The sequence below is a fragment of the Synergistaceae bacterium genome (genome assembly GCA_017450125.1).
Lineage (GTDB): Bacteria > Synergistota > Synergistia > Synergistales > Aminobacteriaceae > JAFUXM01.
Genome location: JAFSWZ010000017.1, coordinates 122,897 through 135,871, shown reverse-complemented (window position 1 = coordinate 135,871; position 12,975 = coordinate 122,897). Strand labels below are relative to the sequence as shown.

The window sequence follows — 12,975 nt, the reverse complement described above, 5'->3', positions numbered from 1 at the left end:
CGTTGCTCGTTGCTCGTTGCTCGTTGCTCGTTGCTCTTATATCATCATTATATGGCTTTGTCAAGAAAATCAAGCTCCTTTCTACGGAAATTATATCAGAATATCCTGTAGTTCTCGAAGATAAACCACCCGGGACTCTTCAGGCCGCTAGCGTCAACAAACTCCTTCACGCGCGCCGGAACCTGCGACACCAGCTCTTTCTGCCGTGCCGCAAACAGCCCCGCATTCCCGAAAGCCAGCACCCAGTCATTCAGCGCAAGGCCGGTAAGGTACGGAGACCGCGACAAGTCCGACAGCCCCGAATCTATCCGCGCCAAGTCAACGCTCACGACTGGGGTAAATCTCTTCATGAGGCTGTGCCAGTTCACATTCCCGCGCATCTCGGAGTCCGACGGCGCAACAAGGAACGTCTCTCCGCTCTGAATCACGGGAAGGCTTATGCACTCAAACGGTACGTTATGCCCCGAGCACAGCCATTCACGGGAACTCACGCTGCCTTCAGGCAATGCCTCAAAAGCAAGGTTGTGCGCAAGACGTGCTAACAGTCTGAGGCTCTGGCTTCTGTCCGCACTGAGAAGGATAACGTTGCGTTCATGCCTGAATGCCGGAAGGGAGAAGAAGCGGTTTCTGAAATCATGTTCGCGCAGGGAAGTTATGAGGGAAGAGAGGATGTTTTTGCCGCCCTCCTGAGACTGCCGGACGCTCAGGGAGAACGAGTGCACTTCCTCTCTCTCTTCGCGGCCAAGAAGCAGCTTGCGCAGGTTGCCCGCGTATTCCTGCAGCCTCCAGCGCGGAGACCCCTTCAGAGTTTTTCCGGCCAGTGCGGTATCCAGCAGCTTCAAGGTACGTTCGGCACGGAAAACCAGCGCACGTTCAGCGGGAGAGGACGGCAAGCACTCGATGACTCCATCAATGTTCGACGAGGCCCATAGGGGCGAATTTCTGTCGTAGAACTTATCGAGGGCGTTGCGTGATGAAACGGGCACAATGTCGAAATCTTTTCCGCACAACTTCAGCAGTTCAGCGCGCACCGCCTCAATAGTTCCCGCAATCTTGGCCTCCGCGCTCCTGACCATCCGTCCGGCCTCAGTGTCTCCGCTCTCTAGGTCAGTCTGTGAGAGCACGAAAATCATCCTGCCGTTTGCGTTCATCAGTAAGTGTATGTATTCGCGGTCAGAGCCCTTAAGCCCCGAACGTATCGGCGTAACGTAAATTATCATGTCGAGTTCAGGTAGAATGTTCCTCAGCACAGCTTCTCCCGAACCAGCAAGCGAGTCGTAGCCCGGAGTGTCGATGAAGCATACTCCGCGCGGGATAAGTGCACCGGGCATCACAACCTCTATCCTGACAACGCCGGGCAGTGAGAGCAGCTTCTTCATGAATGACCGCGTGAGTTTCCGGCCTCTCACTGACTCTGTCCTGCCGTCCTGATAATGCACGGTCGCGCTCCGTGTTTCACCTTCGCGGCAGAGTATCGGGATTCCCGGAGAGTTCCGCGCCCCCTCAGAGACCAGCTTTTCGCCTAAGAGTGCGTTCATTAATGATGTCTTGCCGCTCCCTGTAAGCCCGCAGATTCCGACGGTCAATGACGGTTCAGAGAGAGACTGCTTTAACGCCTTAAGGTAGCTGTTGCCCGTCAGAACGTTCAACGCAAGGCTGATGTTCTCCTCGAGGGTGTTGCGCAGGAAGGTATCACTTCCCGAATCCTCGTACTCTGTTACTGACGACGGAAGAGGCGAGAATATACGTTTCTGAATCTCACGCCGTAGCCTCAGGTTCTCGTCCTGCATGTCCTCAATCTCTCCGCGATCCCGCAGCACTTTCACGCCGCCGATCTCTACAGCCTCCAGAACATGAGCACCGTACTCTATCGTGTCGCCGTCCTCCGCCTCCTCAAGCCACGCCGACAGCGACGGAACTTCACGCCCGAACATCTTTACGGGATGGCCTCTGCTGTCCCTGATGATGAATGCTTCAAGCCTGAATGACCTGAAGACACCGTCCCCGCAATAGAGTTTGCGCGTGATGAACAAAAAGTTCTCGCGGCCTGAGATTGCGCGTTCGAGCTGGGAGATTGCGGCGTGGTCTTCGGGACTGCACAGCTCGTACCACTGGTCGAGGGTCTTGGGGCTTGCGGATTCGGAGAGGTGAAGGCGGGCAAGAAGAGTCGGCGAGAAGAATATCTCCCTTGACGGAAAAATTACTGTCAGTTCCGGGAGAGACTGAGCACGCGAAAATATATCCTGTTCCCATTGAGAGAGGCTTAGCATAATTGATAGATACCCTTTGCGAAAAATTTTCTCTATAATCTTACCGCTAAATCATATCATGACAATTAAGGAGTGTTTGTGAAGAATGGGGCTTGTCTGGGGTGGCGTTGGCTGCATGGAACTCGCTGAAAGGTTCGGGACTCCGCTGTACGTTTTCGACACGGGGATAATTCGTGCACGGTGCAGGGAGCTGCGTACAACCTTCCTCGACCGCTGGGAGGATACGAGGGTACGTTACGCGGCAAAAGCATTTATGACGCGTGCAGTCTGCAAGGTGATTCAGGAGGAGGGGCTGGGTCTTGATGTCGTGTCGATGGGAGAACTGTACACGGCATTAAGTGCTGGCTTCCCTCCCGAATGGATAGAGTTCAACGGCAACGCGAAGAGCCGTGAAGAGATTGCGTACGCCGTGCGCTCGGGAGTCGGCAGGATAATCGTTGACCATCCCGACGAACTGAGAACGATAGAACATTTTGCGGCTGAAGAAGGAAAACGCCAGAAGGTATTTATACGCGTTGCACCGGGAGTTGACGCACACACTCATGCATACATTGCGACAGGGCAGACCGGCAGCAAGTTCGGCTTCCCGAATGAAGGCTCGATGCTCCCCGACGCAATAACCTACGCGCTCAGCTGCAAACACCTCGAACTTAGGGGGCTGCACTTTCACGTAGGCTCTCAGCTCTTCGACACAAATGATTATGTTAAGGCAATCGGCAAGATTCTCGAGCTCATGAAGACACTGAAAAACTCGCTTGGTTTCACAGTCCGTGAGCTGAACATGGGCGGAGGCTTCGGGACAGTAATCAGCCCGCGCGTGCCGTCGGTGCATTCGGAGTTCTACACAGAACCGATGATGAAGGCTCTAAGTGAAGGGTGTGAACGTCTCGGCCTCGAGATGCCGCGCGTGATCATTGAGCCCGGCAGGTGGATAGTCTCTGAGGCGGGAATAACGCTCTACACCGTCGAGAACATCAAGGAGCTTCCGCACGTAACGTACATTGCAGTGAACGGCGGAATGTCCGACAACCCGAGAGTTGCGCTGTATCAGGCGGAGTACGAGGCGGTGAAGGTCTCCGAGCCTGACGCACAGCCCTACGACAGGGACGGCGGGACTCACGTTTCGGTCGTGGGAAAATGCTGCGAGTCCGGCGACGTTCTGATTGAGGACGCGAAGCTGCCCTACCTCGAGGCCGGAGACATTATCGCGCTGTACAACACAGGGGCTTACACCTTCAGCATGTCGAGCAGCTACAACTGCCTTCCGCGCCCGGCTGTCGTGTTCGTCGAGGACGGGAAAGCACGTGTTGTTGTTGAACGCCAGAGCCTTGATGATCTGATACGCGGGCAGGTGCTGTAGTTTGGCGCGCAGGAAGGTTACGGATGCCGAACTTGAAGCGTTGGTTCTGCCTCCCGAAGAACAATGGGAGAATCTTACGCTGGCTAATGATTTCATGTTCGGCAAGGTCATGAAGAGCAAGAAGGCGTGCAGAGGACTGCTGAAGATTATTCTTCCTGAAGCGGCATCCGGGAGGATAGAATTTGCGGAAATCCAGAAGCCTCTTCGGGAATCAATCACATCGAGAGGCATACGCTTAGACGTTTATGCTAAGGACGAGAACGGGAAAGTCTACAATATCGAGATACAGACCACGAACAACCCGGACATTCCGAGACGGACTAGGGCATACCACGCACTTATAGGCAGCGACATTCTGGATAAGTCGAGCGTGAAGAGGTACAGGGAGATTCCTGATGCGTATGTGATATTCATCTGTACGTTTGACCCGTTCGCTGAAGGAAGGTATGTGTATACTTTCAGGAACTACTGCGCGGAGGACAAGAGTCTTGCACTGAATGACGGAGCAGTTACTGTATTTCTGAACGCTAAAGGCAGAAACGGAGAGGCCAGCCCGGAACTGAAAGCATTTCTTGATTTCGTGATGGGCACGAAGAGCGGTGATCCGTTCGTTAAGTATCTTGACGCTGAGCTTGAGAGGGCAAAGCGGAGCACAACATGGAGGATGGAATATATGAAGGCTAGATTTGACACTCAGGAACTCATTGATGAGAGCATTGCGAAGGGACGTGCGGAAGGACGCGCAGAAGGGCGTGCAGAAGGACGTGCAGAAGGACGCGCAGAAGGACGCGCGGAAGAGAAACGCAGAATGCAGCTCAGCACAGCAAGGCGGTTGCTCGATAAAGGAATGGATTTCGTGTTTATTCACGATATTACAGGCCTGACAGCTGAAGAACTCTCCGCTCTCTAATCTGCGTCAATCCCCTCACCGATACTGAGAACAGGATAGTATTTCATGACAGGAGGTTAAATCATTATGCCGTCTATGAGCATTAACGGTGTAGTTTCCGGCATGGACTGGGAGAGCATGATTGATGAGATAATTACATCTGCCGCCAAGCCCGCACAAGTCCAGGTAGCCAAGCGCACCGACCTCAAGAACAAGAAGACGCTGTTCGAAGAAATGAAGGTGATGGTGCAGTCGATACAGTCATCACTCTCCACGCTGAAGCTGCCGTCAACCTACAAGGCCAAAGACATAGAGATTGAGCGCACGGAAGGAACTGGCTCGTACAAGAAGATTCTCACCGCAACCGTGAACGCCGACGCGCAGGTCAACGTGTACGACCTCGAAGTGAAGCAGATAGCCACAGCCCAGACCAACCGCACAAAACAGATAACCGGCTCGACGATAGCTTCTGCACTCTCCAGCGGCGGAGTAACCAATCCCGGAAAGATATTCATCAACGCCGGAGGCCAGAAGATAGGTATTGACGTGAGATCCACAGACTCGCTGCAGTCCTTGAAGTCCCGCATCAACAACACGATTAGCACCCTCGATAATTCCGTCAACCTCACAGCTTCAGTTGTGGACAGCAGGCTAATCATCAGGAGCAACAATACGGGGCTCGGAGTAACTTCCGCTTCAGAGACTTTACGCTACACCGGCAGTCCTGTAAGCACTCTGCAGAACTTGGCCAACGACGGCTCGGGAAACTTCAGCGTCAGCAGCAACGGAACTGTGTACACTCGCGGAACGGACTACGTCATCGCCAACGGCAACCAGATACGCTGGAAGCAGAGCGACACAGGCCCGGAAGTCGAGCTCGGCGGGAGTATGGACGTGAAGTACACGATGGCCGCCGGTGATGTGTACTCAGCGTCGGGGACTTACGGGAGCAGCGAGGCACAGATTTCTGGCTTCACGATAACGGACGGCGGGACACTGGGCTCGCGCGTGAAGATTACGGACTCCGACGGAAACACTTACGCTTACGGGGAGGACTTCACGCTGAAGAACGGGCGCGTTGTGTGGAACGAGGAAGAGGCGGACACAGCAGAGCCCAGCACGTACACGGTGAAGTACAGCAAAGAGACTGACGAGACCTATGACGTTGCGGGCGTAAAAACGGACTTGCCTCCTGCTTCGTACACTGTGAGCTATAAGAGGGAGCTGGCTTCTCTGACGGCTGGAAGTTTCTCCGCAGCTTCCGGCAACACGAACGCAGCGACTGTCTCGTCAATGAACTTCAGCCAGATGTCAGCTCTTGAGGGTGCATCTGCCATCGATGCTTCTCCGACAGGCATTCAGTACGTAACTTTTGCTGACGGCTACGAGCCTTCTCTTACGATTGACGGAACTGAATACGTTTACGGCAGGGATTACGTCTTTAGTAAAAGCACGGACGGTACGCTCATCCTCTCCAATGCGAGCGACACTTACACCGACAGCGACGGCAACACACACTCATACGTTGAGGACTACCAGAACAAGACGGGAAAAACTTTCAGCGGTGAAGTCCTTAACCCGGTAACGGACATTGCTTCTGCGTCGTTCTCTCTCACCAATAGTGTTACGGAGAACAACGGCATTACAGATACGGGCACAATCAGCGACATAATCATAACCAGCGGAGGCAAGACCTACGTTGAGGGCGAAGAGTACACGATAGAGACGGATGGCAGCGGCAACAAGTCCATTGCGTGGAATACAGCTGCTGACCCTGTCGACCTCACAGATGCACAGTTCGAGGAGCTCGCGGAGAACTACGCCAAAGCGTACAAGGCAGAGCACGGCACAACCGCAACCCTCACGACGAAGACGCTCCTTGACGGCGACAACGTGATACGCACATACATTGACCCCAGCGATCCATCCCTGCTCACAATGACGGACGCTGACGGCAAAAGCTACGAGTACGGCAGGGATTACGTCCTTCGTGTCAGGGACTCGGGCTCTGGCTACCACGTTGAATGGCTGAACGACACAAACACAATCGCCAACGCCAACAAGATCGTAACCGCCTACACAGCCGACAAAGGCATAAGCACTCTGGGCTGGCAAAAAGCTCCGTCGGACGGAAAGAGCTTTACGTTCGGCCTGTCGTATACGCTCAAAGAGACGAAATCCGCAACCGTACATTCATCTGATGAGGATAAGTCCCTGTCGTCGATTCTTTCCGGGATAACCGTAGACCCGTATGATTACGATGATGAAGACATACTGTCAATCTCAAGCGGCTCTAAGACGTACGAATACGGTGAGGACTACACAATCACCGACGACGGAAAAATAGAGTGGATACGCACGAAACCCGCAAAGCCCTCGTCTGATGTTACGTTCCAGATAAGCTACAACGATGATGGAGGCTCAGGAGCGTCGGCCAGCAATCTGACGCTGTCAAACACCGCAGGACAATCTGTAACCACCCTGCTCGGCTCGGTCTACTCTAATCCCTCAACCCTAGTAATCACCGATTCGACAGGCAAAACATACGAATACGACACGGACTTCATTCTGAACAGCGACGGGACTCTGTACTGGCTGGCTGATGACCTGTCTTCGCGCCCGGCAAGCGGAAGCACCTACACGCTGACGTACGAGGCATTCAGCGCGCTCGAGATGAACGGAACTTACAGCCCCGCCCCCGCAACTCAGAACCTCTTCCTGTATGTGGATGAAGGCTCAGGGAACTTCGGCGGAGACATGCTGAGCTGGGAGCAGATTCTCAATGACAGAAGCATAAAGTCAACTGCTTCTCAGGAAGACATTGACAGCAAGCTGGCTTCATCCTTCACGCTTTCCGACGGCGGCAAGACATACGAGTACGGCACGGACTACAGGATAGTTCAGGGCGACAACGTAGATGCCGACAGCGAAGAACACAACGCTGTCATCGAGTGGATAGGCGGAGGAGACCACCCCTCAGCGAACTTCACTCTCACCTACACCGGCAGGGGCAAAGAAGGCAGTGAAGTCATCAACACCACGATAACACGTTCTGTTTCCGACACGATAAACCCCGACACGTCATCAGTTGCCTCAATCAATGCCGTGCTCAGAGCGGCTACAGAGGTGCGCATCACAAACGCTAACGAGTCAGAAACGTACTTGATGGGGTCAGACTTCACGATAGACGACAACGGCTCTGTACGATGGCTTTCCGGCGGAGGAAGAGCGGCGAATTACTCCACTGCTTTCGACGGAGCAAGGTCAATAACCGTAACTGACAGCAACGGCGACGCGGTAACAGGCTTCACGATAGACGCAAACAATGACGGGAATGCACGTTTCGCGATGGAGGACGGGAGCACTCTTGCGGCCGGAACTTACACCATCAAGGTCGTCAAGAACAACAAGACCACGCTCTACAACCTCACCAGCGACGGGACAACAGCCTCAATCACAACGCGTTCACTCTGGGAGTCGCAGGACAACACGAATGCCGCTTCCTACAACGTCTACGTAACTTCACCCGAGAACGGCACGCAGAAATTCGCTGGGACGCGCGCGGCAGGAAGCTACGGCTTCACGATAACTTCCGGCGCGACATACCCCACAAAGTCAGAGATGGAGCTCGGCTCTACAACGATAACTCAAGGCGCAAAGACGTTCTTTGAGGGGATAGATTACGACTTAGGCGAGGATGAGGACGACCGCGCAACAATAGAGTGGCGGACTGGTGAAGATGCTCTCTCCGAGTGGTTCTACCCTACGCCCGGCTCAACGTACACGATAAACTTCACGGCGGCGAACGGTTCAGAAGCAACATACACAGCGACGAGGAACGCAACTGATGTTCTGGACATGAAGAAGCTGGGCATGACGAAGGCGGACGGAAACCTCAGCGTGTCTTACGGCGACGGCCTCAGCATAAAATGGGACACTGACGCGGCCTCAGACGGCTTCGACGGAAGGGCGAGAATCAGAGGCACGTACTCTGTGGACATCACGAAGGGCACGAAGTTCTACGAGGACGGCACCGCTGATGTCTTCAACTTCAGGTGGATGGTGCCGACACAGACCAGCAGAACCAACCTGCCTTCATACGGCGATGAAGTAACAGTAGAGTACGAGTACACGCAGAACACCTTTACCCTCACCGACGACAGCGACGGTAAGATTCTTGCGGCACTCGGCCTGAGCGACGAGGAGAACATCACGGAAGCACACAACGCCATACTGTCAATTGACGGCGAGACTGACATTGAGCGCGACAGCAACGACATCGGCGAGGCCTACGGCAACGAACTTCTTAAGGGTGTAACTCTGCACCTCAAGAACGTCGGCTCAGTCAGCATTGACATTTTCCAGGACGCGGAAAAGGCAGTAGAAGCCATCAACACCTTCACTGATAACTACAATAGCCTGATGCAGTGGATGAACACCCGCATGACTGAATCAGAAGTCGACAAGGACACTGCGGCAACAGTCGACAGCGACGACTTCAGGATGAGGTGGGGTCTCCTTCACGGAAATTCGCTTCTGCGCCAGACGAAGAGCCAGATGCGCGACCTCATGGCTCAGAGCTTCACCTTCGCATTCACGCAGAGGACGGGCAACGAGGAAGTTTACGGCACGATGGCGACGAACGGCCTGATTAACGACGCAACGTTACGGCTTCGCATTGCGGGCACGTACATGGATTTGTCGATACTGCCGAGCTACACGCTTCAGGACGTTGTTGACATGATTAACGACAAGGACAATCCCGAGATGCACAGCAACTTCTACGACGAGACCGGCCGCGAGAGAGAAAGCCCCCTCCTGAAGGCCAGCATCGAGAACGACAAGCTGGTTCTCTCCTCAACGGGCGACGAGACAATCACGATGTCCGGCACTGCGGCAATGAATGCCCTCAAGGTGAACTACACCTACAGGGGCTTGTTCCAGGTCGGGCTTGCTACAACGTCAACGGATTACGGCAAGAGCGGAGAACTAGAGTTCGACGAGAGCAAGTTCATGGACGCGCTCGAGGACAATGCCGACGAGGTTCAGGAGTTAATGCTCATGTTCGCGAACCAGATGGACTCGTGGACGAAGTCGATGATCAACACTTCTGCGAGCGGAGAGACTAAGGGGACGCTCTCACGGCAGATAGACGACCTCGACACGCGCATAGCCTCTATTGACGAGTACCTCGAGAAGTATCAGGACAGGCTTGACCGTCAGGAAGAAGCGTTGCGCAAACAGTACGCGGCCGCAGAACAGAACATCGCGAAGCTCTCTCAGCAGGCAAGCTCCATCGCCTCGATACTGAGCATGATGAACAACTCTAGCAGCAACAACAGCAGTTCGAGTTCATCATCATAGGGCGGTTTTTCTGGTACAATAGCCGGAAATTTCTATCTTTTCAGGGAGTGAATTTTCATCATGATAGCTTTGCTGAAGTTGAGCCCCGTTATCGTTCTCGGTCTGCTGATGAACGGCAGCGTAGGCTTCGGGCTTGACATTCTCCTTGCCGCTCCGATAACGCTGATTTACGCGCTGATAATCGGAATCCTCGTCGCACGCGTACGCTTCAATGACCTCATGGACTCCGCCGTCGAGAGCATGAAGCACATCGTGTTAGTCTTCCTCATCCTGCAGCTTGCCTACGCAGTAGCGACGTGTTTCATGGAAACGGGAGTAGCCGCGTCAATCATCAACATGGCGTTGTCTCTCGGCCTCACCGCCAAGCACGTAGCCATGACCGCGATGATAGTAACCTCCATCCTGTCGATAGCGACCGGCACGTCGTGGGGAACTTTCGCGGCATGTGCACCCATCTTCCTGTGGCTGAACCACATCGTAGGCGGCTCAAACGTTCTCACGATTGCGGCAATCGCGGGCGGTTCATGCTTCGGCGACAACATCGGACTTATCTCTGATACAACGGTCGTGAGCTCGTCTCTGCAGGGAGTGCAGATTACGGACAGGGTCAGGCATCAGGGAGTGTGGTCGTTCCTGTGCCTTCTTGCGGGAGCGGCGGCGTTCTGGTACGCGGCGGTGAACATGGGACTTCCCGACACGGTCGGCAATCCCAACGAAGCCATTGCACAGATTCCGCAGTCGGTGTGGGATGCACTGCAGGAGAAGCGTCCTGCGGCGGTTACACTGCTTAACCAGGTCAAGGCAGGAGTACCGTACTACATGGTCATTCCGCTGATTGCCGTCTTGGTCTTGGCCGGAGCCGGAGTGAACACGCTCGTGTGCCTCAGCACTGGTATTCTGGGCTCGCTGGTCTGCGGGTACTTCGCCGGGACAGTAACGAGCCTGAGCAAATTCCTCGAGATGGTGCAGTCGAGCTTTGCGGACGCAGGAAGCTGGGTTGTGGTGATGATGCTGTGGATTGCGGCCTTCGGCGGAGTTATGCGCAGGATGGACGCGTTCGGAGCTATCGCCAAAGTCGTAATGAGCTGCGCGCACAGCGTGAAACAGTTAATGTTCGCGAACGGACTGCTTTGCCTCGTGGGCAACGCGGCTCTTGCTGACGAGATGGCGCAGATAGTTACCATCAGCCCCATCATCAAGGACCTCACTGAACGCAACGTCAAGGGAGACCCTAAGGCAATGTACAAGCTCGCACTCCGCAACGCAACTTTTGCCGACGCAATGGGAGTCTTCGGCTCGCAGTTAATCCCGTGGCACGTGTACCTTGCGTTCTTCGCTGGAATAATCTACGCGGTCTACCCGATGGCTGAGGGAGCAATCAGCATAGGGGACATCATCATGCACAACTACCTTGCGTGGATAGCGGTGCTATCGATGCTTCTGCTGACACTCACCGGGCTTGACAGGTTTATTCCGCTGTTCGGACTTCCGCGCGAGCCTGAGGTTCAGCTGGTGAAAGAATAAGGCAAATACCTGATATAATTTCAGCAGGGCTTGTGAATCAACGGGCTCTGCTTTTATTATGCACAGGAGAGGCATTAATGGCGAAAGTGAAAATCTGCGGAATATCCCACGATGTCGAAATAGGAATCATGAACGAACTTAATCCCGATTACGTCGGGTTTGTCTTTGCATCCAAGAGCAAGAGGTTCATTGCCCCCGAACATGCCGGGTATCTTCGCGCGAAGCTGAAGAGGAGCATCAAGGCTGTCGGTGTCTTCGAGAACGCCAAGCTGGAACAGGTAGCACTTGCTGTAGAGACTGCCGGGCTGGACATGATACAGCTCAGGGGTGCTGAGACCGGCGAATACATAGCCGCGCTCCGTGAATACACCAGATGCCCGATAATACGTTCCTTCAAGGTCAATACTGCGATGGACGCTGAACGTGCGATGTACACTACGGCGGATTACGTCATGCTTGACGGCGGAGAGGGCGGCGGACACACGTTCGACTGGTCATTCATCGGTTCGTCGAAGAGACGCGCCTACTTCCTCAAGGGCGGACTTACCCCCGACAACATACAGCAGGCACTTGACCTTTCTCCCCAGCCTTTCGCGCTCGACGTGAGCACAGGAGTCGAGTCCAGCAGGCTCAAGGACTACCGCAAGTGCATGAAGTTCATCCTTGCCGTAAGGAACTACAAGGGCAGGAACGCTTAACGATGCTTCTCATCTTCATTGCCGGAGTACTTTGGGGGACTATCGGCCTGTTCGTTAAGGGCTTGTCGTCTCTCGGTGCTTCACCCGCACTTATCTGCGTGCTGAGAATCTCTTTTGCGTTCGTGATAATGCTGGCGGTTTCGCTCTTCAGGCACGGCAGAGGAATAATCCTGACCGACAGAAAAGCTCTTATCTCGTGCGTGCTTCTAGGCCTCGTCTCACAGGGAGCGTTCAACATCTTTTACACGGAATCAATCCGCATCAACGGCATGGGCATAGCCTGCGTCCTGATGTACACTGCGCCGGTCTTCACAGCGATTGCCTCACGGATATTCTTCCGCGAGAGATTTTCGCGCGTGAAGGTCTGTGCCCTCCTCGTGAACATAATCGGCTGTATCCTCACCGTAACGGGCGGGGACTTCTCGGGTTCGGGCGTGAACGTTTGGGGCGTGATTATGGGTTTGGGCTCAGGATTCGGCTACGGAATGGCGGCAATCTTCGGGCGCATGGCTGGCGAACGTACAGAGCCTGACATTGTGAGCATGTACAGCAATCTTGCCGGTGCGTTGTTCCTGTTCGCGTTCCTTCGGCCGGAACTGTCGGCAAGTGGGGGAATTGTCGGGCTGGCGTTCCTGTACGCGCTGATACCTACAGCAATTGCGTATCTGGTGTATTATATCGGCTTGAAGAAAGTTGACGACACAAGCAGAGTGCCGGTCATTGCCTCGATAGAACCAGTTACGGCGGTTCTGCTCGGAACGATGGTGTACGGCGAGAGAATCGGGACTGCAAACTTTATCGGGGTTGCAGTTGTGCTAATATCAATTATCATAATGGCAAAATCAGAATAACTATACATACAGGTGATAA

7 protein-coding genes are annotated in these 12,975 nt (G+C 54.2%); 6 read left to right on the top strand and 1 reads right to left on the bottom strand.

From position 1 onward, the window contains the following. Window positions 1-95: 95 nt before the first annotated feature. Window positions 96-2,270 carry a dynamin family protein gene (locus IJT02_04075; protein ID MBQ7544102.1) on the bottom strand — a complete coding sequence of 725 codons (2,175 nt, stop codon included), beginning with the start codon at window positions 2,268-2,270 and terminating at the stop codon, window positions 96-98. A gap of 85 nt (window positions 2,271-2,355) precedes the next feature. On the opposite strand from IJT02_04075, the gene lysA reads away from it, so the two are divergent. The 6 genes from lysA to IJT02_04045 all read left to right on the top strand — a co-directional run bounded on the left by lysA (window position 2,356) and on the right by IJT02_04045 (window position 12,956). Beyond that, complete coding sequence (gene lysA / locus IJT02_04070; GenBank protein ID MBQ7544101.1) at window positions 2,356-3,630, top strand: diaminopimelate decarboxylase; 1,275 nt, start codon at window positions 2,356-2,358, stop codon at window positions 3,628-3,630. A 1-nt stretch (window position 3,631) separates the two neighbouring features. Next, window positions 3,632-4,540 carry an Rpn family recombination-promoting nuclease/putative transposase gene (locus tag IJT02_04065; protein ID MBQ7544100.1) on the top strand — a complete coding sequence of 303 codons (909 nt, stop codon included), beginning with the start codon at window positions 3,632-3,634 and terminating at the stop codon, window positions 4,538-4,540. A gap of 66 nt (window positions 4,541-4,606) precedes the next feature. Continuing rightward, window positions 4,607-9,883: a flagellar filament capping protein FliD gene (gene fliD / locus IJT02_04060; protein MBQ7544099.1), complete on the top strand. Its 5,277-nt coding sequence runs from the start codon at window positions 4,607-4,609 to the stop codon at window positions 9,881-9,883. A 60-nt stretch (window positions 9,884-9,943) separates the two neighbouring features. After that, on the top strand, window positions 9,944-11,407 hold the full coding sequence (locus tag IJT02_04055) for a Na+/H+ antiporter NhaC family protein (protein MBQ7544098.1): 1,464 nt from the start codon (window positions 9,944-9,946) through the stop codon (window positions 11,405-11,407). 77 nt (window positions 11,408-11,484) lie between these two features. Next, window positions 11,485-12,105 (top strand): phosphoribosylanthranilate isomerase, encoded by a 621-nt coding sequence (locus tag IJT02_04050; protein MBQ7544097.1) that lies wholly within the window; start codon window positions 11,485-11,487, stop codon window positions 12,103-12,105. 2 nt (window positions 12,106-12,107) lie between these two features. Then, window positions 12,108-12,956: an EamA family transporter gene (locus IJT02_04045; protein ID MBQ7544096.1), complete on the top strand. Its 849-nt coding sequence runs from the start codon at window positions 12,108-12,110 to the stop codon at window positions 12,954-12,956. Window positions 12,957-12,975 lie beyond the last annotated feature (19 nt).